Origin of the sequence: Streptomyces lavendofoliae (assembly GCF_014649735.1) — a bacterium.
In the GTDB taxonomy this organism is placed as follows: domain Bacteria; phylum Actinomycetota; class Actinomycetes; order Streptomycetales; family Streptomycetaceae; genus Streptomyces; species Streptomyces lavendofoliae.
In genome coordinates, this window is the sequence record NZ_BMTP01000004.1 from 331,257 (window position 1) to 352,877 (window position 21,621).

The 21,621-nt window shown below is 74.5% G+C and carries 17 protein-coding genes; 13 read left to right on the top strand and 4 right to left on the bottom strand.

What is annotated here, in order from left to right; translation table 11 throughout:
* Nucleotides 1-84 precede the first annotated feature (84 nt).
* Entirely contained in the window at nt 85-3,606 is a 3,522-nt protein-coding gene (locus IE109_RS10030; RefSeq protein ID WP_189550422.1) for a S41 family peptidase, read from the bottom strand.
* A 140-nt stretch (nt 3,607-3,746) separates the two neighbouring features.
* On the opposite strand from IE109_RS10030, the gene IE109_RS10035 reads away from it, so the two are divergent.
* Nucleotides 3,747-4,319, top strand: a complete 573-nt coding sequence (locus IE109_RS10035) for a TetR/AcrR family transcriptional regulator (RefSeq protein WP_189550423.1) — start codon at nt 3,747-3,749, stop codon at nt 4,317-4,319.
* Nucleotides 4,320-4,519: 200 nt separating this feature from the next.
* Nucleotides 4,520-6,718 carry an MMPL family transporter gene (locus tag IE109_RS10040; protein WP_189550424.1) on the top strand — a complete coding sequence of 733 codons (2,199 nt, stop codon included), beginning with the start codon at nt 4,520-4,522 and terminating at the stop codon, nt 6,716-6,718.
* A gap of 123 nt (nt 6,719-6,841) precedes the next feature.
* Here IE109_RS10040 and IE109_RS10045 read toward each other — a convergent pair whose 3' ends face one another.
* The gene (locus tag IE109_RS10045) at nt 6,842-7,210 is read right to left on the bottom strand and encodes an SsgA family sporulation/cell division regulator (RefSeq protein ID WP_189550425.1); all 369 of its coding nucleotides are present in this window, start codon (nt 7,208-7,210) and stop codon (nt 6,842-6,844) included.
* Nucleotides 7,211-7,369: 159 nt separating this feature from the next.
* Here IE109_RS10045 and IE109_RS10050 point away from each other — a divergent pair, with 159 nt between their 5' ends.
* The 5 genes from IE109_RS10050 (at nt 7,370) to IE109_RS10070 (ending at nt 12,249) form a co-directional block, all read left to right on the top strand.
* Nucleotides 7,370-8,446, top strand: a complete 1,077-nt coding sequence (locus IE109_RS10050; RefSeq protein ID WP_189550426.1) for an energy-coupling factor ABC transporter permease — start codon at nt 7,370-7,372, stop codon at nt 8,444-8,446.
* 1 nt (nt 8,447) lies between these two features.
* Nucleotides 8,448-9,209, top strand: a complete 762-nt coding sequence (gene cbiQ, locus IE109_RS10055; RefSeq protein ID WP_189550427.1) for a cobalt ECF transporter T component CbiQ — start codon at nt 8,448-8,450, stop codon at nt 9,207-9,209.
* Entirely contained in the window at nt 9,206-9,967 is a 762-nt protein-coding gene (locus IE109_RS10060) for an energy-coupling factor ABC transporter ATP-binding protein (protein WP_189550428.1), read from the top strand. Before cbiQ ends, IE109_RS10060 begins: the two co-directional genes overlap by 4 nt.
* Before the next feature lie 45 nt (nt 9,968-10,012).
* A complete protein-coding gene (locus tag IE109_RS10065; RefSeq protein WP_189550429.1) occupies nt 10,013-11,182 on the top strand; it encodes a serine hydrolase domain-containing protein in 1,170 nt (389 codons plus the stop codon).
* Between the two features lie 233 nt (nt 11,183-11,415).
* Nucleotides 11,416-12,249, top strand: a complete 834-nt coding sequence (locus tag IE109_RS10070; protein WP_229890842.1) for a helix-turn-helix transcriptional regulator — start codon at nt 11,416-11,418, stop codon at nt 12,247-12,249.
* 67 nt (nt 12,250-12,316) lie between these two features.
* Here IE109_RS10070 and IE109_RS10075 read toward each other — a convergent pair whose 3' ends face one another.
* Together IE109_RS10075 and IE109_RS10080 are read right to left on the bottom strand one after the other, a co-directional pair.
* Entirely contained in the window at nt 12,317-13,957 is a 1,641-nt protein-coding gene (locus IE109_RS10075; RefSeq protein WP_189550430.1) for a penicillin-binding transpeptidase domain-containing protein, read from the bottom strand.
* 160 nt (nt 13,958-14,117) lie between these two features.
* Nucleotides 14,118-15,851 (bottom strand): dolichyl-phosphate-mannose--protein mannosyltransferase, encoded by a 1,734-nt coding sequence (locus IE109_RS10080; RefSeq protein WP_189550431.1) that lies wholly within the window; start codon nt 15,849-15,851, stop codon nt 14,118-14,120.
* A gap of 60 nt (nt 15,852-15,911) precedes the next feature.
* On the opposite strand from IE109_RS10080, the gene rsmI reads away from it, so the two are divergent.
* From rsmI to IE109_RS10110, 6 genes are all read left to right on the top strand, one after another.
* The gene (gene rsmI / locus IE109_RS10085) at nt 15,912-16,802 is read left to right on the top strand and encodes a 16S rRNA (cytidine(1402)-2'-O)-methyltransferase (RefSeq protein ID WP_229890844.1); all 891 of its coding nucleotides are present in this window, start codon (nt 15,912-15,914) and stop codon (nt 16,800-16,802) included.
* A gap of 129 nt (nt 16,803-16,931) precedes the next feature.
* A complete protein-coding gene (locus IE109_RS10090; RefSeq protein WP_189550432.1) occupies nt 16,932-17,420 on the top strand; it encodes a hypothetical protein in 489 nt (162 codons plus the stop codon).
* Between the two features lie 28 nt (nt 17,421-17,448).
* The gene (locus IE109_RS10095; RefSeq protein ID WP_189550433.1) at nt 17,449-18,321 is read left to right on the top strand and encodes a TatD family hydrolase; all 873 of its coding nucleotides are present in this window, start codon (nt 17,449-17,451) and stop codon (nt 18,319-18,321) included.
* Between the two features lie 96 nt (nt 18,322-18,417).
* A complete protein-coding gene (locus IE109_RS10100) occupies nt 18,418-19,830 on the top strand; it encodes a resuscitation-promoting factor (RefSeq protein WP_308431347.1) in 1,413 nt (470 codons plus the stop codon).
* Complete coding sequence (rsmA, locus tag IE109_RS10105) at nt 19,827-20,690, top strand: 16S rRNA (adenine(1518)-N(6)/adenine(1519)-N(6))-dimethyltransferase RsmA (RefSeq protein ID WP_189550434.1); 864 nt, start codon at nt 19,827-19,829, stop codon at nt 20,688-20,690. The genes IE109_RS10100 and rsmA overlap by 4 nt, the downstream gene beginning before the upstream one ends.
* Entirely contained in the window at nt 20,687-21,592 is a 906-nt protein-coding gene (locus IE109_RS10110; RefSeq protein WP_189550435.1) for a 4-(cytidine 5'-diphospho)-2-C-methyl-D-erythritol kinase, read from the top strand. The genes rsmA and IE109_RS10110 overlap by 4 nt, the downstream gene beginning before the upstream one ends.
* Nucleotides 21,593-21,621 lie beyond the last annotated feature (29 nt).

A 21,621-nucleotide genomic window follows, 5' to 3' on the forward strand; every position in this document is an offset into this window, starting at 1 on the left:
CGTGCCCGGCCGGGCGGGCCGGGCGCTCCCTGGCGCGGGACGTACGGGGCCGGGCCGGACGCTCCCACGGATCTCGGGTCCCGGTCAGGTGCCGGGTCGCGGCGGGAGCTTCGGGCGGGTGAGGGAGGGGACCTGGGAGTAGTCCGGGGGGCGGGACGCCGGGTGGGCGGAGAGGAGGTCCATCGCGACCTCCACCGCGTCGGCGAGCTGGCGGTGGCGGCCCTCCGCCCAGTCCAGCGGGGTGCGCAGGATCTCGATGTCCGGCGCCACGCCGTGGTTCTCGACGGACCAGCCGTACTCGTCGAACCAGGCCGCGTTCATCGGCACCGTGATCACCGTGCCGTCGCCCAGCCGGTGGCGGCCCGTCATGCCGACGACTCCGCCCCAGGTCCGCTGTCCGACCACGGGGCCGAGGCCCAGCAGCTTGAAGGCGGCCGTGATCATGTCGCCGTCCGACGCCGTGGCCTCGTCCGCGAGCGCCACGACCGGGCCGCGCGGGGCGTTGGAGGCGTACGAGACGGGCTGGGCGCCCCGCGTGAGGTCCCAGCCCAGGATCCGGCGGGTGAGCTTCTCGACGACGAGCTCGCTGATGTGGCCGCCCGCGTTGCCCCGGACGTCCACGATCAGGGCGGGCCGGGACACCTCCAGCCGCAGGTCCCGGTTGAACTGCGCCCAGCCGGAACCACCCATGTCCGGGATGTGCAGGTACCCGCACGTGCCGCCGCTCAGCTCCCGCACCACCTCGCGGCGCTTGGCGACCCAGTCCTGGTACCGCAGCGGCCGTTCGTCGACCAGCGGGACGACGGCGACGCGCCGGGCGCGGCCCGCGCCCCCGTCGGGGCGGAACGTCAGCTCGACCGTCGTCCCGCCCGCCCCGGCCAGCAGGGGGTACGGCCCCGCCACCGGGTCCACCGGGCGGCCGTCCACGTGGGTGAGGACGGCGCCCTCCCGGATGCCCGTACCGGCCAGGGGCGAGCGCGCCTTGGAGTCGGACGACTCGCCCGGGAGGATCCGCTTCACCGTCCACCGGCCTTCCCGGCACACGAAGTTGGCCCCCAGCAGCCCCTGGGCGCGCTGGTAGTGCGGCGGGCCCTCGTTGCGGCGCGCGGGTGTGACGTACGCGTGCGAGGTGCCCAGCTCGCCGAGCACCTCCCGCAACAGGTCGGCGAACTCGTCGGGGGAGGCGACCCGTTCGACCAGGGGACGGTACTGGTCGAGGACGGCGTCCCAGTCGATGCCGCTCATGCCGGGGTCCCAGAAGTAGGCGCGGATGATCCGCCCCGCCTCGTCGTACGCCTGGCGCCATTCCGCGCCCGGATCGACCTCGTGCAGGATCCGCCGGGTGTCGACGTACACCGTGGTGTCGCTGTCGCCCGACTCGGTCGCCGGGACCGCCCGCAGGTCGCCCTCGTCGAAGACGACGAGCCGGGTCCCGTCACCGCTCACGGCGTACCAGTCCAGGTGGTCGACGAGCTCGGTCCTGCGGGCCTTCGCGAGGTTGAAGTGCTCGAGCGTGGGCCGCCCGGAGGTGTCGGCGGGGTTGACGAACGTCTCGCCCAGCGCCCCCGAGATCGGCCACCGCAGCCACACCAGGCCGCCGCCGCTCACCGGGTGCAGCGACGAGTACTTGGAGGCGGCGACGGGGAAGGGCGTCACCCGGCTCTCCAGCCCCTCGAACTCGACGACCACCGTCCCGTCGCCCTCCGCCGCCTCCTCCGTGAGGTCCAGCCCGCCCGCCGCCGGCCGCCCCTCGGGCGACAGCGCGAACGGCGACGGCGTGGTGGAGGCGAGGGGGACGAGGTGGGGGCGGCAGCCGAGCGGGAAGGACAGGTCGCCGGTGTGCACGTCGTACACCGGGTCGAAGCCCCGCCAGGAGAGGAAGGCGAGGTAGCGGCCGTCACGGGTGAAGACCGGACTCTCGTCCTCGAACCGGCCGTTGGTGACGTCGACGATCGTCCGGTCCTTGATGCGGGCGATCCTGATCTGCCGCAGGGACCGGCCGATGCCCGGGTGGGACCAGGTCAGCCAGGCGCCGTCGGGGGAGAACGCCAGGTCGCGGACCGGGCCGTTGACGGAGCGGGTCAGCTCCGTCAGCCCGCCGTCGGCCGGCCCGCCGCCCCCCGTGAGCCCGTCTCCCGCCCGGCCGCCGCCCGCCGAGCCGTCCTGCGGCCTCGCGCCCGGTCCCTCGGCAGCCGACGCCCCCACGTCCTCCACGTCCTCCGGGAACTCCCCGGGCCGCCCGGCCCCGTCGGCCCCGGCGCCCCCGCCGGCCCCCATGCCCGCCGCGGACCCCACAGCCTCGTCGGTCCCAGAGGCCCCCACGGCCCCCATAGGCTCCAGGTCCTCCACGGCCCCCGCGGCCTCCTCCGGCTCCTCCGAGACGTCCAGCAGCAGGAGCCGTCCGTCGTGCGAGGCGATCGCCAGCCGGTCGCCGTCCGGGTCGGCCACCATCTCCGTGACGTGACCCAGCATGCCCGCCGCCAGGCGCCTCGGCGGCCGGTCGCCGCTGACGCGCGGCAGGTGGGCCACCTCGACGGCCTCCTCGCCCTCGGCGTCGGTGACGTACGCGATGCGCCCGCTGCCGCCGAGCATCACCGGCAGCCGCACCCGCACGCCCGGGGTGTCGGCGATGGTCCTGGCGGGCCCGTCCCGGTGGGTGAGCCAGTACAGGCTGCCGCGTACGGACACGGCGCTCGCCCGGCCCGTCTCGTCGACCGACACGGCGTCCACGTTGCTCGCCGCCGGCACCTGGTAGGTGCGCCGCCCCGCGCGCGGCCCGCCGAGCCGCACGGCCAGCCTGCGCGGCACCGAGTCCGGGGTCAGCGCGTCCACGATCCACAGGTCGCCCGCGCACTGGTACACCACGCGGCGCCCGTCGGAGGAGGCGTGCCGGGCGTAGAAGTCGTCGTGGTCGGTGTGCCGCTGGAGGCCGGTGCCGTCCGGCAGGCAGGAGTAGAGGTTGCCGACGCCCTCGTGGTCGGAGAGGAAGGCGATCCGGCCGCCGACGAACATCGCGCAGTCCAGGTGGCCGCCGAGGTCCGGCAGCAGCCGCTCGCCGTGCAGCCAGAGCCGCCCCGTCGCCCCGCCCCGGTACCGCTTCCACGCGGCCGGCTCGTGCGGCGGCTTGCCGGTCAGGAGGAGGGTGAGGTGCTGCCCGCCGACGTCCGCGACCGCGATGTCGGACACCGGCCCCCACGGCAGGCGCCCACCGGGCGAGCCGTCGGCCGGCACCTTGTACGCCCAGGAGAAGTGCGAGAACGGCTGGCCGTGCGAGGCGACGGCGAGGATCTCGCCGTCCGGCGTCCACCCGCACACCCGGGTGTCGAGCGCCCCCCAGTAGGTCAGCCGGCGCGCGGGCCCGCCGTCGACCGGCACCAGGTGGATCTCCGGGTCCAGGCTGCGCCAGGTCGTGTACGCGATGTGCCGCCCGTCCGGGGAGAAGCGCGGGTGCCCGACGCGTGTCCGGTCGACCGTCACGCGCCAGGCGCGGTCCGGGGGTTCGCCGTCCGGGGCCAGGGGGGCGACCCACAGGTCGTCCTCGGCCACGAAGCACAGCAGGCCGTCGTGGAGGTGGGGGTAGCGGAGGTACGCGCCGTCGCTGCTCACACAGCCATGCTTTCCGCGCCGAGGGGGCCCGGCAACCCGATCACGTGATCCAGCACACGTACGAAACGGTTTCGTTTCGCAGCGCGAAGCCGTACGCTCCAGGTGTACGAAACCGTTTCGTCTCGATGGGAGTCGGAGGCATGGCACGCGGAAGGCTCACCCCGGAGCGCGAGGCAGAGCTGTACGAAGCCGTGCTCGACCTGCTCCGCGAGGTCGGTTACGACGCCCTCACCATGGACGCCGTCGCCGCCCGCACCCACTCCAGCAAGGCCACCCTCTACCGCCAGTGGGGGAGCAAGCCCGAGCTGGTCGCGCACGCCCTGCGGCACAACAAGCCGGTCGACATCGCCGAAATCGACACCGGCTCGCTGCGCGGCGACTTCCACGAGTTGCTCGCCCGGTCCGACGACTGCCAGATGGAGCGGGACTCCGCGCTGATGCGGGGCCTCGCCCATGCCGTGCACGACAACCCCGACCTGCTCCAGGCGCTGCGCGACCTGCTCGTCGAACCCGAGATGACCGGGCTCGACGAGGTGCTGGGCCGCGCGGTGCGGCGCGGGGAGGTCAGCGCGGACAACCCGGCGCTCCGGCTGGTCCCGCACATGTTCATCGGTGCCTTCGTCGCCCGGCCCCTCATCGAGGACCGGCCGGTCGACCGGGCCTTCCTCACCGATTACGTCGACGCCGTGGTCCTCCCCGCCCTGGGCGTCTGACAGTCCACCGCACCACCGGCGTCACCGCGTACGACGGACACCACCGCGTACGCCCCGCACGACGCACCGCCGGCCCCGCACCACCGCCGGCCCCGCACCACCGGCAGTCCCGCACCACCCGCAGCACCTGACACGTACCGCTCACGCTGTCGGGCCGACTCCCCATGTCCTTGTCCCACCCATCACCGGGAGACGCCCCCGTGGCAACGTTCCTCTACCGACTCGGCCGGTCCGCCTTCCGGCGCCGCCGGCTCGTGGCCCTGATATGGGTCGCGCTGCTGGCGCTCGCCGGGGCCGGAGCGGCCTCCGCGCCCGTCGCGACGTCCAGCTCCTTCTCCATACCGGGGACGGAGGCCCAGAAGGCCTTCGACCTCCTCGAAGAGCGCTTCCCGTCCGCCGGCGCCGACGGCGCCACCGCCCGGGTCGTCTTCAAGGCCCCCGACGGGCAGAAGATGACCGACCCGGCCCACAAGGCCGCGGTCGGCAAGGCCGTCGGCGAGCTGAAGAGCGGCTCCGACCAGGTCGCCGACGTCACCGACCCGTACACCGTCCAGGCGGTCTCCCGGGACGGCAGCACCGCCTACGTCCAGGTGTCCTACAAGGTCAACGGCATGGAGCTGACCGACGCGACGCGCGAGGCGCTGAAGGAGACCGGCGAGGAGGCGCGCGCGGGCGGGCTCACCGTCGAGATCGGCGGCGACGCCCTCCAGACCGTCCCGGAGACCGGGGCGGGCGAGATCGTCGGTGTGGTGGTCGCGGGCATCGTCCTGGTCGTCACCTTCGGGTCGCTGGTCGCGGCCGGTCTGCCGCTGCTCACCGCGATCATCGGTGTCGGCATCGGCGTCTCCACGATCACGGCACTGGCGTCCGTCCTGGACCTCGGCTCCACCACCTCCACCCTCGCGATGATGATCGGCCTCGCGGTCGGCATCGACTACGCGCTGTTCATCGTCTCCCGCTACCGCGCCGAGCTGGCCGAGGGCCGCGAGCGGGAGGAAGCGGCCGGACGGGCCGTCGGCACCGCCGGCTCCGCCGTCGTCTTCGCCGGTCTCACGGTGGTCATCGCCCTGGTCGGCCTGGCCGTCGTCAACATCCCGATGCTGACGAAGATGGGCTTCGCGGCGGCCGGCACGGTCCTGATCGCCGTCCTGATCGCCCTCACCCTCATCCCCGCGCTGCTCGGGTTCGCCGGAAAGCGCGTGGTGGGCCGCAAGGCCCGCAAGGCGGCCGAGGCGGCCGAGGCCGCGGAGGCCGCCGGAGGCGCGCCCGCCGGCGCCAGGCCCAACCTGGGCACCCGCTGGGCCCGCTTCGTGCTGCGCCGCCCGGTCGCCGTGCTGCTCGTCGGCGTCATCGGCCTCGGCACCATCGCCGTACCGGCCGCCTCGCTGGAGATGGGCCTGCCCGACGACGGCGCCCAGCCCACCTCCACCACCCAGCGCCGCGCCTACGACCTGCTCTCGGACGGCTTCGGGCCCGGCTCCAACGGGCCGCTGATGGTCGTCGTCGACGGCGACAAGGCCGCCGCGGACCGTACCGTCACCGACATCAAGGGACTGGAGGGGGTCGCCGCCGTCACCCCGCCCACGCCCAACGAGGCGGGCGACACGTCGATCATCACCGTCGTGCCGAAGGACCGCCCCTCCTCCGTCGAGACGGAGGACCTGGTCCACTCGATCCGGGACACCACCGGCGACGACGTGCTGGTCACCGGCGCGACCGCGATGAACATCGACTTCTCGCAGAAGATGAACGACGCCCTGCTGCCCTACCTGGCGCTCGTCGTCGGCCTGGCCTTCGTGCTGCTGATGGTGGTCTTCCGGTCGGTGCTGGTGCCGCTCAAGGCCGCGCTCGGCTTCCTGCTGTCGGTGGTCGCCGCCCTCGGCGCGGTCGTGGCCGTCTTCCAGTGGGGCTGGCTCGGCTCGCTCTTCGGGGTGGAGCAGACCGGCCCGATCATGAGCATGATGCCGATCTTCATGGTGGGCGTCGTCTTCGGCCTGGCGATGGACTACGAGGTCTTCCTCGTCACCCGGATGCGTGAGGCGTACGTCCACGGGGAGCGGCCCGGCGAGGCGATCGTGACCGGCTTCCGGCACGGGGCGCGAGTCGTCACCGCCGCCGCCGTCATCATGATCGCCGTCTTCGCGGGCTTCATCGGCTCCAGCGAGCAGATGGTCAAGATGATCGGCTTCGGCCTCGCGGTCGCGGTCTTCTTCGACGCGTTCGTGGTCCGCATGGCGATCGTCCCGGCGGTCCTCGCCCTGCTCGGCCGCCGGGCCTGGTGGCTGCCGCGCCGGCTCGACCGCGTCCTGCCGAACGTGGACGTCGAGGGCGAGGGCCTGCGCGAGGAACCGGCGGCCGGCGAGCCCGAGGACGGCGAGCGGGAACTCGTACGCGCCTGACACCGGTCCCCGGGGCGGTCTCCCGAGCGGAGGGGCCGCCCCGGTCACGCGCCCGGACCGCGGTGGGGACGGCGGGCGGGCGCGTACGTCACGCCGCCGCCGCGTGGTGCCGTGCCCCGGGTCCTACCGGGTGACGGTCGACGCGGTGGCGGCGTACGTACGCCGCAGGAAGCGCAGCAGCGCGGAGGAGTCGAACTGCACCACGGCCACGCCGTCCGGCGCGTGGAACTCCACGATCGTCTGGACCCGGCCGCACGGCCAGATCCCGATCTCACCGCCGCGGGCCGGTGCGCGCAGCCCGGACTCCAGCAGGGTGCGCGGGAAGCTCCACTCGGTGCCGCCCGGGAAGCTCAGCCGTACGGTGGCGGGCCCGGCGTCCGGTCCGGCGGCCGGTTCGTAGCGCACCGCGACGGGGACGGGGCGGGAGAGGGGGCCGTCGGTCACGATCAGCGCTTTGGTGTGGACTATGACACCTTCCTCGGCGGGGTACATGGGCCGACTCCTCACACTCGCCTCGTTTGTCTCTAATGTCCCACCATTCCGTGGTGTGCGCCCGCCCCGCTTCTGTGATGCGGACGCTCTTGCAAGTCGTTCGCAAAAGGACCCATCATCAGAGCCGTTCCTGTCCGCCTGTCCGAAAGCGGTCCACGCATGCATGTCCCCGACGGATTCATCGACGCACCCGTCTCCGCGGCTGCCGGTCTCGCCGCCGCCGGTGCCGTCGCGGCAAGCCTGCGCGGGGCCAGGAGGGAACTGGACGACCGGACCGCGCCGCTCGCCGGCCTGGTCGCCGCGTTCATCTTCGCGGTGCAGATGCTGAACTTCCCGGTAGCCGCCGGGACCAGCGGGCACCTGCTCGGCGGCGCGCTCGCCGCGATACTCGTCGGCCCCTGGACGGGGGTGCTGTGCATCGCGGTCGTCCTGCTGATGCAGGGCGTGCTGTTCGCCGACGGCGGGCTCACCGCGCTCGGCGTCAACATCACCGTCATGGGCGTGGTCACCGTCCTCGTCGCGTACGGGCTCTTCCGCGGCCTGGTCAAGGTCCTGCCGCGCTCCCGCCGGTCGGTGACCGTCGCCTCGTTCGTCGCCTCGCTGGTGTCCGTACCGGCCGCCGCCGCCGCGTTCACCGCGCTGTACGCGATCGGCGGCACCACCGACGTGCCCGTCACCAAGGTCCTCACCGCCATGGTCGGCGTGCACGTCCTGATCGGCCTCGGCGAGGCGGTGATCACCACGGCGACCGTCGGTGCCGTCGTCGCCGTACGCCCCGACCTGGTGTACGGGGCCCGCGGCCTGTCCGCGCCGCTGAAGCTGCGGGTGGGCGGCAAGCTGGTGGACGCCGTGCCGGTGCCGGCCCCCGCGGTGCCCGCGGCCCGGTCCACCAGGACGGTGTGGATCGCCGGCCTGGCCACCGCCCTGGTGCTGGCCGGCTTCGTCTCCTTCTACGCCTCCGCCAGCCCCGACGGCCTGGAGAAGGTCGCCGCCGACCAGGGCATCGACCGCAGGGCGCAGGAGCACGCCGCCGCCGACTCGCCGTTCGCCGACTACGGCGTCAGCGGCCTCACCGACGCCCGCCTGTCCGGGGGGCTGGCGGGCACCCTCGGCGTCGGCGCGACGGTCGTGGCGGGCACCGCCGTCTTCTGGGCCGTCCGCCGCCGCCGCGAGGACGCCCGTACCCGCCAGGACGCCGCCACCCGTGCCGACGGCCGTACCCAGGAGAACGTCTGACGTGGGCGCCGGCCACGCGCACCGGCTCTACCGGCACGGGCACTCGCCCGTGCACCGGATGCCGCCGCACTGCAAGCTCGCCGCCGTCCTCGGCTTCGTCGTGGTCGTCGTCTCCACGCCCCGGGAGGCGGTGTGGGCCTTCGCGGCCTACGCCGTGCTGCTCGGCGCGGTCGCGACGGCCGCCCGGGTCCCGCCCGGGTTCCTGCTGCGGCGCCTGGTGATCGAGGTGCCGTTCGTCGCGTTCGCGTTCCTGATGCCGTTCGTCGTACCCGGCGAGCAGACGCGGCTGCTCGGCGTCAGCGTCTCCGTACCGGGCCTGTGGGGCGCCTGGAACGTGCTCGCCAAGGGCACCCTGGGCGTCGCCGCCTCGGTGCTCCTGGCCGCCACCACCGACCTGCGCGCGCTGCTGCTCGGCCTCCAGCGGCTGAGGCTGCCGCCCCTCCTCGTCCAGATCGCCTCCTTCATGATCCGGTACGGCGACGTCATCACCGACGAGATGCGGCGCATGTCCATCGCCCGGCGCTCGCGCGGCTTCGAGGCCAGGGGCGTCCGCCACTGGGGGGTGCTCGCCAAGACGGCGGGCGCCCTGTTCATCCGCTCCTACGAACGCGGCGAACGCGTCCACCTGGCGATGGTGAGCCGCGGTTACGCCGGCTCCATGCCCCTCATCGAGGAGGCGCCCGCCTCCCGGGCGCAGTGGTCCTCGGCCGCCGCCCTCCCCCTCACGGCCCTGGCCATCTGTCTGCTGGGATGGACGCTATGAGTCTCAACTTCGTGCCGTCGCTGGACGTCCGCGGCCTCGCGTACGCCTACCCCGACGGCCACCAGGCGCTCTTCGGCGTCGACCTCACCGTCGAGCGCGGCGAGCGGGTCGCCCTCCTGGGCCCCAACGGCGCCGGCAAGACCACCCTGGTGCTCCACCTCAACGGCATCCTCACCGGCGGCGCCGGGACGGTGACCGTCGCCGGACTGCCCGTCGCCAAGGCCCACCTCGCGGAGATCCGCCGCCGGGTCGGCATCGTCTTCCAGGACCCCGACGACCAGTTGTTCATGCCGACCGTCCGGGAGGACGTCGCCTTCGGCCCGGCGGCGGCCGGACTGCGCGGCCCCGAACTGGAGGCGGTCGTGCGCAAGGCCCTCGCCCGGGTCGGCATGGAGGAGTACGCCGACCGGCCCCCGCACCACCTGTCCTTCGGCCAGCGGCGGCGGGTCGCGGTGGCGACCGTCCTCGCCATGGAGCCGGAGATCCTCGTGCTCGACGAGCCGTCCTCCAACCTGGACCCCGCCTCCCGCCGCGAACTCGCCGACATCCTCCGCTCCCTGGACGTCACCGTCCTGATGGTCACCCACGACCTGCCCTACGCGCTGGAGCTGTGCGGCCGCGCGGTGGTGCTCAGCGACGGCGTCATCGCGGCCGACGGCCCGACCGGCGCCCTGCTCGCCGACGAGGACCTGATGCGCCGGCACCGCCTGGAGCTTCCCTTCGGCTTCGACCCCACCCGGAAGCCGGCCACCCGCTAGCGCGTTGCACCATGGGGTGAAGGAACGCGAGAGGAGCGTGGGAGCGTGGACGAGCAGGCCGTCCGGGGCACGGTGCAGGCGGGTTTCGAACCGGTCAGGGACGCGTTCGTCCGCAACTTCCGGCAGCGGGGCGAGCGCGGGGCCGCCGTCGCCGTCTACCGCGACGGCCGCAAGGTCGTCGACCTGTGGGCGGGCACGCGGGACGTCGACGGGACCGCCCCGTGGGCCGTGGACACCGCCCAGGTCGTCCGCTCGGCCACCAAGGGCGTCGCCGCCGCCGTACCGCTGCTGCTGCACCAGCGCGGGCAGCTCGACCTGGACGCCCCGGTCGGCACGTACTGGCCGGAGTTCAAGGCGGCGGGCAAGGAGCGGGCGCTGGTGCGCCACCTGCTGTCGCACCAGGCGGGAGTCCCGGCCCTGGACCGGCCGCTGACCCCGGCGGAGGCGGCCGACCTGCCGGTCGCGTCCGACGCGGTCGCCGCGCAGGCGCCCGCGTGGGAGCCGGGCACCGACCACGGCTACCACCCGCACACGTACGGCTTCCTGCTCGGCGCGCTGGTCCGGCGGGTCACCGGCCGGACCCTGGGCCGCTGGGTCGCCGAGGAGATCGCCCGCCCGCTGGGCCTCGACCTGTGGATCGGGCTCCCCGAGGACGAGGCCCACCGGGCCGGCCGCATCGGCCCGGTCGAGGAGCCCGCGGCCGGCGGCGCGCCGAAGCTGCGCCCCAAGCGCTCGGTCGCCGACGCGTACGCCGACCCGTCCTCGCTCACCCGGCGCGCCTTCGGCGCCGTCGTCCCCGCCCCGGACGAGAACGACCCGGCCCACCGCGCCGCCGAACTCCCCGCCTCCGGGGGCGTCTCCACCGCCCGCGCCCTCGCCCGCTTCTACGCGGCGACGCTCGGCCCCGTGGACGGCCACCGCCTCTTCGCCCCGGCGACCCTCGCCATGGCCCGCACCGAGGAGTCCGCCGGCCCCGACCGGGTCCTGGTGGTCTCCACCCGCTTCGGCCTCGGCTACATGCTCCACGGCCCCGCGTCGCCGCTGCTGGGCCCCGGCTCCTTCGGCCACCCCGGGCGCGGCGGCTGCCTGGGCTTCGCCGATCCGGAGTCGGGCATCGCGCTCGGCTACGTCACCAACGGGATGCGCAAGGGCGTCACGGCGGACCCCAGAGCCCAGGCCCTGGTGCGGGCGGTAAGGGAGGCCATCGGCGCGTAGGGCCGCGCACGGACCGCGCAGGGGCCGTGCGCGCACCGGGCGGGACGGCCGGGCCGCGAGCGGGCGTGCGCGCGCCCCGCGAGGACCCGGCTCAGGCCGTGCGGGGCGCGCTGTGCGAAAGGTTTTCGGCGGGCAGCCGGCGGAGACGGCCCGGGGGCCGGACCGCCGGAGGATGGGGATCCGGCCCCTACGATGGCAGTGGGGCCGGGGCCGTTCCATGGGGAGAACTGCGTATGGACTGCGGAGGGGCCATGCCGTACCTGGGCAAGGACGACTACGAGCGGATGCTCGGTCTCGCCGTCGGCGTCCTGGAGAGCCGACAGCCCGAGACCGTCTGGCAGTTGGTGGCCCACGAGCTCCTGCGCGCCCTCGACGGCACCGTGCTGCTCATGAAGGACGAGGAGTGGACGCCCTCCAGCGGCACGGTCGACGCGTGGCTGCGGGACGCCCCCGCGCCCGTCGAACCGGTGGGCCGGACGGCGGGGTTCGTCAGGTCGGGCTACCCGTTCGCGACCCACTACGGCATCCACACCGACCGGGAGCCCCGCACCGCCGCGCAGCTCGTCGGGGACCACGCCTGGCGGAACAGCGAGACGGCGAGCGCCCTGCGCGAGTCCTACGGCACCCGCCACATGCTGGGCCTGCCGCTCCCCGACCGCGACGGCGCCGTCCGCGGCTTCATCGTCCACCGCGCCGGGCCCGACTTCGACGCCCAGGACCTCCTGTACGCCGCCCGCGTCCAGCCCCTCCTGTCCGCCGCCGCGGCCCAGTGCCGGCTGCTGGCCCGCCGCCGTCCCGCCGGCGTCCCGGCACCACCGCCCGGCGCCCCGGACGCGGCGGGCCTGACACCGCGCGAGACGGCCGTCCTGCTGACCCTCGCCGAGGGGCTCCCCGCCACCGCCATGGCCCGCCGCCTCGGGGTGTCGGTACGCACGGTGCACAAGCACCTCCAGAACCTCTACCGCAAGCTGCACACCGCCGACCGCCTCGGCACGGTCCTGCGCGCCCAGGAACTCGGCCTGCTGCCGCGATCCCAACCCCCGGCCGCCGCCACGCCCTCCCGCTGAGCCACCGGCCGGCCCGCCACGCTCGTGGCCCGCGCGTCGGCGGCGGGTGTGCGGGCCACCGCGTGGGTCACCGGGCCCGGAGCACCGAGGCGACGAGGGGGCCGGCCGCGTCCCCGCCGTGGCCGCCCGACTGGACGACCGCGGCGGCCGCCAGGTCGTCGGCGAATCCGGCGAACCAGCTGTTGGAGTCGGCCTGCCCGCCGACCTCGGCCGACCCGGTCTTGGCGCCCTTGTCGCCGCCGACCCCGGCCATCGCCGAGGCGCCCGTGCCGCTGGTCGCGGTCGCCCGCATCATGTCGCGCAGCTGCTGGGCGGCGGAGGGTTCCAGAGGCCGGGAGGCGGTGGCGATCGGGCGGTCGTCCAGGTCGCGCGGGACGATGACCGGCTGCTTGAAGGAGCCGTGCTTCGCGGTCGCGGTGATGGAGGCGACGTCGAGGGCGTTCATCTGGACGGTGCCCTGCCCGATGTACTGGGCCGCCGCCTCGCCGCCGGTCTCCGCGGGCACGGCGCCGTCCCAGGTGGACACGCCCGTCTGCCAGTCGAGGCCGATGCCGAAGACGTCGCGGGCCTCCTTGGCGAGCGCGGCGTCGTCCCCGACGTCGTCGATCAGCTTGATGAAGGCGGTGTTGCAGGAGCGCTTGAAGCTCTCCCGGAAGGTGCTGCCCTCGGGGAGGTCGAAGTGGTCCAGGTTGTGGAAGGTCCGGCTCTGGTACAGGACCTCCTCGGGGCACGGCGCCGGCCGGTCCGCGCCCACCAGGCCCCTCTCCAGCAGCATGGCCGCGGTCACGATCTTCATTGTCGAGCCGGGTGCCTGCTGCCCCTGGAGCGCCGCGTCGAAGGCGTCCTTCCGGTTGTTGGCCACCGCCCGGATCTCGCCCGTGGACGGCTTCACGGCCACCACCGACGATTCGCCGTACCGTTTCACCGCCCGCTCGGCCGCCGCCTGGACGTCCGCGTCGAGCGTCGTGCGCAGCTTGCCCTCGACGCCCTTGTCGAGCGTGAGGAGCGTCCGGTCGGGCACGCCCCCGGCGGTGGAGTCGATCCACGTCTCGACGCCGGGCCGGCCGCCCGCCGCGGAGCCGTACCTCTCCCGCAGCTGCTCCAGGACGGACTTCAGCGACGGGTACTTCTCCGGCGTCAGTTCCACGCCGGCGTGGTCGACCGCCTTGACCGGCGGACGGGACGCCTCGCCGGTGCGGAGCACCGACTGCGCGGTCAGGGCCGGGTGGATCACCGACGGCGCCCAGTGCACCAGCGGCAGGCCGCTGGTGGCGCCCCGGACGACGGTCAGCTCCGAGGCGTACCTGAGGTGCTTCGACCGCCCCTCGTACGTCACCGTCGCGTCGACCGTGAACGGCACCTTCGGCCCGACCGGTGCGCCCGGCGTGATGACCGCCTTCGACACGTGGGCCCGGTCGCGGAAACCGGCGACGGCGGACGTCGCGGTGGTGGCGTCGTCGGTCAGCCCGCCCGCCGCCGTCTCGTCGCCCTTCGCCCACGCGGCCAGGAAGTCCTCCGCCGTTCGCCCGGTCTCCTCGGCGGTCACCGGCCCCGTACCGGCCTCGCGGGGCGCCGCGGCGGACCTGGTGGTGGCCTCTTGGTTCCCGCCCGTGATCCCGCTGTAGACGTTGTACGCCCCATAGCCCACGCCACCGGCCACGAGGGTGAACACCCCGCCTATGACGGCGACCTTCGCTCCACTGCGCATCGTGCGGTCCCCCTCCCCAGGAGCGGCTTGAACGCGTTCAAGCCCATAACGGGAGTCACCTTACGGGACGGGGGTGACGCCAGGGACCGGTCGTTACCCGACCGGAACGTGCGCCGGCATGCGCCGGCCCCGGACGTCCGCACGACGCCCGGGGCCGGGTTCACACCCAGGTGTCCAGCCACATCCGGTCGCGCCAGTCGTCCATCGGGATCGACTGGCCGGTGTAGAGGGGCCAGAAGTAGATGAAGTTCCAGACGATGAGCAGCACCAGCACCCCCGCGCCCACCGCGCCGATCGTGCGGCGCCGTTCGGCCGCCTCGCCGGTGCCCGGGGGGCCCAGCAGGGCGCCGATCATCATGGCGACCGCCAGGCAGAGGAAGGGCACGAACACCACCGCGTAGAACAGGAAGATGGTGCGCTCCTGGTAGTGGAACCACGGCACCCACCCGGCCGCCACCGCGCACGCGATCGCGCCCGCGCGCCAGTCGCGGCGGAAGAACCAGCGCCAGAGGACGTACAGGAGGGCGAAGCACGCGGCCCACCACAGCAGCGGCGTACCGATCGCCAGCACCTCGCGCGCGCACTTCTCCGCCGTGTCGGCCGGGCAGCCGTCCTTCCCGGCCGCCGGGTCCTCGTAGAAGTACGAGACGGGCCGGCCCAGCACGATCCAGCTCCACGGGTTCGACTCGTACGTGTGCCCCGACGTCAGGTTGACGTGGAAGCCGTACACCTCGGACTCGTAGTGCCACAGGCTGCGCCACCAGTCGGGGAACAGCCACGACCAGGAGCTGTCCCTGCCCTCGGTGACGGCCCAGTTCCGGAAGTACCCCTTGTCGGAGAGGATCCAGCCCGACCAGGACACCACGTAGGTGGCGATCGCCACCGGGACCGTCGAGACGAACGCGGGCAGCAGGTCCCGCCGCAGCACGCTCTCGTACGGCCGGTACGCACCGGCCGTGCGGCGGGCGCCCACGTCCCACAGCACCGTCAGCACGCCGAACGCCGCCAGGATGTACAGGCCGTTCCACTTGGTGGCCGCCGCCAGGCCCAGCGTCAGCCCGGCCGCGATCCGCCACGGCCGCCACCCCAGGCGCAACGTCGCCGCGATCCCCGCGTCCGGCCGCAGCAGCCCGTCCGCGTCCACCGGCAGCGCCTCCGCGAGGCGCCGCCGCGTCCGGTCGCGGTCCACGAGCAGGCACCCGAACGCCGCCAGGACGAAGAACATCAGCACCTGGTCGAGCAGTGCCGTGCGGCTCATCACGAAGTGCAGCCCGTCCACGGCCATCAGCGCGCCCGCCAGGCAGCCGAGGAACGTCGACCGGAACAGCCGCCGCCCGATCCGGCACAGCATCAGCACCGACAGCGTGCCCAGCACCGCCACCATGAAGCGCCAGCCGAACGGAGTGAATCCGAACAACTGCTCACCCAGGCCGATGACCCACTTGCCGACCGGCGGGTGCACCACGTACCCCGGGTCCACCGGGACGGCCACCGCGTCGGGGTTCCTCAGGATCGACGCGTCGACGTCCTTGGGCCACGCCCCCTCGTAGCCCTGCTCGATCAGCGCCCTGGCGTCCTTGGCGTAGTACGTCTCGTCGAATATCACCGCATGGGGCCGGCCCAGGTTCCAGAAGCGCAGCACCCCCGCGACGAGCGCGACCAGCAGCGGCCCGCCCCACGCCGCCAGCAGCCACAGCCGCCGGGCCGCCGCCGGCGGCGCGCCGAGCACGGTCCACAACCGGTCGGAGGGGCGGGCGTACGGGGGCACCAACCGCTCGCGCAGGCCCGTCACCGGCCGCGGCACATAGCCGAAACGGCGCAGGCGCCGCTGCCACGGGGGCGGCGCTTTCCCGGCGTCCTGCCCGCGCAGGGCCTCATGAGCAGTACTGGTCACCGCGCCATCGTAGGGAACGCGCCTGTGCGAGTCGCCCGTCCGGGCTGCGAGGATGGCACCGTGACAGGAACGGTGACCGGAACGCTCGTACTCGCAGGAACCCCGATCGGGGACGTCCAGGACGCCCCGCCCCGCCTCGCCGCCGAGCTGGAGACCGCCGACGTCGTCGCCGCGGAGGACACCCGGCGGCTGCGCCGGCTGACGCAGGCGCTCGGCGTCCACACGACCGGCCGCGTCGTGTCGTACTTCGAGGGCAACGAGTCGGCCCGTACGCCCGAGCTGGTCGAGGCCCTGGTGGGCGGCGCGCGGGTCCTGCTGGTCACCGACGCGGGCATGCCGTCCGTCTCCGACCCCGGCTACCGGCTGGTCGCCGCCGCCGTCGAGAAGGACATCAGGGTCACCGCCGTGCCCGGCCCGTCAGCCGTCCTGACCGCGCTCGCCCTGTCCGGCCTGCCCGTCGACCGCTTCTGCTTCGAGGGCTTCCTGCCCCGCAAGGCGGGGGAGCGGCTGTCGCGGCTCCGGGAGGTCGCCGCCGAGCGGCGCACCCTCGTCTACTTCGAGGCCCCGCACCGGCTCGACGACACGCTCGCCGCGATGGCCGAGGTGTTCGGCGCGGACCGGCGGGCCGCGGTGTGCCGGGAGCTGACCAAGACGTACGAGGAGGTCAAGCGCGGCGGCGTCGGCGACCTGGCGGCGTGGGCGGCCGAGGGCGTACGGGGCGAGATCACGATCGTCGTCGAGGGCGCCCCCGAGGCCGGACCCGCCGACCTGGACGCGGCCGAGCTGGTGCGCCGGGTGCGGGTGCGCGAGGAGGCGGGGGAGCGTCGCAAAGAAGCCATCGCGGCCGTCGCCGCCGAGGCGGGCCTGCCCAAGCGCGAGGTGTTCGACGCCGTGGTCGCGGCAAAGAACGCGTCTGCCGAAGGCCCCGCGGCCGGTAAAGGACTATCGTGAAAGGCAAAGACCGGACCGTGCGGCAGGCCGTTCGGCATGGGAAGCCCCAAGTCCGCTCCAACATTCGGCAGGTGCCTGCCCACTCCCGCCCGTAGAGGCGTCCACTGGTCGCAGTGGAAAGGAGCTGGCATGAGCGAGACCACAAGCACACCGGTCGGCCATGAGGCATATGCCTTCGCCTGCATGAACTGCGGGTACGGCTGGGAGCAGTCCTACGACATCGAGCACCACACCGACATCGGCGGTCACGAGTTCATCGTCTACAAGGCGGGGGGCCACCGGGTGCCGTCGCCGCTGTCCAACCCCACCTGCCTCAACTGCGGGCGGCACGTCGTCCGGATCATGCGGGCCGGCCAGGTCTCCTCGGTGCTCGAACTCCTCGCCCGGCACCAGCCCGAGCCCAGCAAGGGCTCCGTCGGCGCGGCCGGACCGGCCCTGGGCCAGGAACGGACCGGGGCCGCGGCCCCCGCCGGGACGCCGGTCGCCGGGACGCCGGTCGCCGGGGCGCCCGCCGACGGTCCCGGCGGACCGCCCGCCGGGGCCACGGAGGCCGTGCCGGCCAAGGAGCCGCACCACTGGCACCTGTCCGACCTGCTGCACGCCTTCCACCGGAAGTAGGCCCCGGCCCCTTCCGTACGATCGGGGCATGAGTTCCAAGGACGCCCCGCCGCCGCTGCCCGAACCCCTCGGGGTGCCGGTCGCCGATTCCCACACCCACCTGGACATGCAGTCCGGCACCGTCGAGGAGGCCCTCGCCAAGGCCGCCGCCGTCGGCGTCGACACCGTGGTCCAGGTGGGCTGCGACCTCAAGGGCTCCCGTTGGGCGGCGGAGACGGCCGCCGCGTACGACAACGTCCACGCCGCCGTCGCCCTGCACCCCAACGAGGCCCCGCGCATCGTGCTCGGCGACCCCGGGGGAGAGGGGTCCCGGCGGGGCGCCCGCGAGGCGGGCGGGGACGCGGCGCTCGACGAGGCGCTCGCCGAGATCGACCGGCTCGCCGCCCTGCCGGAGGTCAAAGCGGTCGGCGAGACCGGCCTCGACTTCTTCCGCACCGGCCCGGAGGGCCGGGCCGCCCAGGAACGGTCCTTCCGCGCCCACATCGAGATCGCCAAGCGGCACGGCAAGGCGCTGGTCATCCACGACCGCGAGGCCCACGACGACGTCCTGCGCGTCCTCGCCGAGGAAGGCGCCCCCGAACGGACGGTCTTCCACTGCTACTCCGGTGACGCCGCCATGGCCCGCGTCTGCGCCGAGGCCGGGTACTACATGTCCTTCGCCGGGAACGTCACCTTCAAGAACGCCCAGCCGCTGCGCGACGCGCTCGCCGTCGCCCCGCCGGAGCTCGTCCTCGTCGAGACCGACGCGCCGTTCCTCACGCCCGTGCCGTACCGCGGACGGCCCAACGCCCCGTATCTCGTTCCGATCACGGTCCGCGCCATGGCGCGGGTCCGGGGGATCGACGAGGAGGCCATGTCGACCGCGATCGCCGTCAACACCGCGCGCGCCTTTGATTACTGACCGATAACGAACACCGGCCGCCCAGGGTAGCGGCGGCACCCTCTGTAGTCGAGTCGCTTTGGACAGTGACCGCCCCTCCGCTAGGGTCCCGGCCTCGTGAGCAACTCCCAGGGCAGTCACCGCGCCCCCGCCCGGGGCGCCCGCCACGCCGCCGGGGCGCCCGCCCCCGCCCCGGTCGCCGAGGCCGGGTACCGGGAGTGGGACGTCACCCTGCCGAGCCCCGCGCCCCCGCCCGGTACCGCGCCGGTCGCCGTCTACCGGGCGCTGCCCCGCCAGGCGGCGGGCGCCGCTGCCGGCGCCGGCGCGGACCCCCAGGCGCCCACCCTCACGGCCGTCCCCTCCGAGGGCCGCGCCGGTACCCGCCGCGCCGGTACCCGCCACGCCGCCCGCCGCCGCGGGCCGGCCGGGTCCGGCGCCCCCGAAGGCCTGCGCCGGCTCGTCCCGCAGGCCCTCGTCGTGGCGTTCCTGGCCGGCGGCACCAGCGCGTTCGTCGCCGACGACAAGGCGGTGCGGCTCAGCGTCGACGGCGTGCCCCGCACCCTGCACACCTTCGCCGACGACGTCTCCGAACTCCTCGCCGACGAGGGGCTGGCCCTCGGCGAGCACGACCTCGTCGCCCCCGGTCCCCACCAGGCCATCGCCAGCGGCGACGAGGTCGTCCTGCGCTACGGCCGCCCCGTCACCCTCACCCTGGACGGACGGCACCGCCGCGTCTGGACCACCGCCCGCACCGTCGACGAGGCGCTGCGCGCCCTCGGGGTCCGCGCCGAGGGCGCCTACCTGTCGGTGTCCCGCTCCGCCCCCATCACCCGCGGCGGCCTCGCCCTCGACGTACGCACCGAACGCACCGTGACCTTCATGGCCGACGGCCGCGAACGCACCGTGCGCACCAACGCCGCCACCGTCCGCGAGGCGGTGGACCAGGCGGGCATCACCCTCAGCGGCCGGGACACCACCTCCGTACCGCCCGACAGCTTCCCGCGCGACGGACAGACGATCACCATCATGCGGATCACCGACACCCGGGAGATCCGCGAGGAACCCATCCCCTACCAGGTCCAGCGGGTGGAGGACCCCACCCTGTACAAGGGCACCGAGATCGTCGAACGCCAGGGCCGGCCGGGAGCGCGCCGGATCACCTACTCGCTGCGCACGGTCAACGGTGTCCGGCACACCCCCCGCAAAATCGCCGACGAGGTGGTGCGCGAACCGGTCCACCGGCGGGTCCTCGTCGGCACCAAGACCATGCCCGCCTCCGTCGACGGCGCCGACCACCTGGACTGGGACGCCCTCGCCCAGTGCGAGTCCGGCGGCCGGCCCGACGCGGTGGACGCCTCCGGCACCTACGGCGGGCTGTACCAGTTCGACCCCGGCACCTGGCGGGCCCTCGGCGGCACCGGCGTCGCCCAGGACGCCCCCGCCGGCGAACAGACATACCGGGCGAAGAAGCTCTACGTGCAACGGGGGGCGAGCCCGTGGCCGCACTGCGGCCGTAGGCTGTATCGGTGAGCACCACTGAGCCCGACGCCCTCCTCGGCCCCGCCGACATCCGCGAACTGGCCGCCGCGCTGGGCGTACGCCCCACCAAGCAGCGCGGCCAGAACTTCGTCATCGACGCCAACACCGTCCGGCGCATCGTCCGCACCGCGGAGGTCCGCCCCGACGACGTCGTCGTGGAGGTCGGACCCGGGCTCGGGTCGCTGACCCTGGCGCTGCTGGAGGCCGCGGACCGGGTCACCGCCGTCGAGATCGACGACGTCCTGGCCGGTGCCCTGCCCGCCACCATCGCCGCCCGCATGCCGGCCAGGCAGGACCGCTTCGCGCTCGTCCACTCCGACGCCATGCACGTCGAGGAGCTGCCCGGCCCGCCGCCCACCGCGCTCGTCGCGAACCTCCCGTACAACGTCGCCGTGCCCGTCCTGCTGCACATGCTCGACCGCTTCCCGACCATCGAGCGGACCCTCGTCATGGTCCAGGCCGAGGTCGCCGACCGGCTGGCCGCGCGGCCCGGCAACAAGGTGTACGGAGTGCCGTCGGTCAAGGCCAACTGGTACGCCGAGGTCAAGCGCGCCGGCGCCATCGGCCGCAACGTCTTCTGGCCCGCCCCCAACGTCGACTCCGGGCTGGTGTCCCTGGTCCGCCGCTCGGAGCCGGTGCGGACCACCGCCACCAAGCGCGAGGTCTTCGCCGTCGTCGACGCCGCCTTCGCCCAGCGCCGCAAGACGCTGCGCGCCGCGCTGGCCGGCTGGGCCGGCTCCCCGGCCGCCGCCGAGGCCGCGCTGGTCGCCGCCGGGGTCTCCCCGCAGGCGCGGGGCGAGGCCCTCACCGTGGAAGAGTTCGCACGCATCGCGGAGGCCAAGTCAGCGTGACCGAGAGCATCACCGTGCGCGTACCCGCCAAGGTCAACGTCCAGCTGGCGGTAGGCCCGGCCCGCCCGGACGGCTTCCACGACCTGGCCAACGTCTTCCTCGCCGTCTCCCTGTACGACGAGGTGACGGCGACCCCGGCCGGCGGGCTGCGCGTCACCTGCTCCGGCCCCGACGCCGGCCAGGTGCCGCTCGACACCACCAACCTGGCCGCCCGCGCGGCGCTCGCCCTCGCCGAGCGGTACGGCGTCCCCCCGGACGTCCACCTCCACATCGCCAAGGACATCCCCGTCGCCGGCGGCATGGCCGGCGGCAGCGCCGACGGCGCGGGCGCCCTCCTCGCGTGCGACGCGCTGTGGGGCACCGGCGCCTCCCGCGAGGAACTCCTCGACATCTGCGCCGGGCTCGGCAGCGACGTGCCGTTCAGCCTCGCCGGCGGAGCGGCGCTCGGCACCGGCCGCGGCGAGCGGCTGGAACCGCTGGAGGTCGGCGGCACCTTCCACTGGGTGTTCGCCGTCGCGGACGGCGGGCTGTCGACGCCCGCCGTGTACGGGGAGTTCGACCGGCTCGCCGCCGGCACCGACGTGCCCGCCCCGGCGGCCTCGCCCGCCCTGCTGGACGCCCTGCGCGCCGGCGACGCCGCGCTGCTGGCGGGGGCCCTCGTCAACGACCTCCAGCCCGCCGCCCTCTCCCTGCGCCCCTCACTGGCCGCCACGCTGGCCGCCGGCACCGACGCGGGCGCCTTGGCGGGCCTCGTCTCCGGCTCCGGCCCGACCACCGCGTTCCTGGTCAAGGACGAGGAAGCGGCCCGGACGGTCGCCGGAGCGCTGCTCGCCTCCGGCACCTGCCGCACCGCGCGCGTGGCCACCTCCCCCGCGCCGGGAGCTACTCAGATCCGCACCTGAGTACGAGAGCGCTGACGCCGGTACGGCCC

Bases quoted from the DNA above. Each gene is read 5' to 3' on its own strand.
- IE109_RS10070 (WP_229890842.1), top strand. From the start codon at position 11,416: ATGGACTGCGGAGGGGCCATGCCGTACCTGGGCAAGGACGACTACGAG.
- IE109_RS10050 (WP_189550426.1), top strand. From the start codon at position 7,370: ATGCATGTCCCCGACGGATTCATCGACGCACCCGTCTCCGCGGCTGCC.
- IE109_RS10090 (WP_189550432.1), top strand. From the start codon at position 16,932: ATGAGCGAGACCACAAGCACACCGGTCGGCCATGAGGCATATGCCTTC.
- IE109_RS10035 (WP_189550423.1), top strand. From the start codon at position 3,747: ATGGCACGCGGAAGGCTCACCCCGGAGCGCGAGGCAGAGCTGTACGAA.
- IE109_RS10075 (WP_189550430.1), bottom strand. From the start codon at position 13,957: ATGCGCAGTGGAGCGAAGGTCGCCGTCATAGGCGGGGTGTTCACCCTC.
- IE109_RS10060 (WP_189550428.1), top strand. From the start codon at position 9,206: ATGAGTCTCAACTTCGTGCCGTCGCTGGACGTCCGCGGCCTCGCGTAC.
- IE109_RS10045 (WP_189550425.1), bottom strand. From the start codon at position 7,210: ATGTACCCCGCCGAGGAAGGTGTCATAGTCCACACCAAAGCGCTGATC.
- IE109_RS10095 (WP_189550433.1), top strand. From the start codon at position 17,449: ATGAGTTCCAAGGACGCCCCGCCGCCGCTGCCCGAACCCCTCGGGGTG.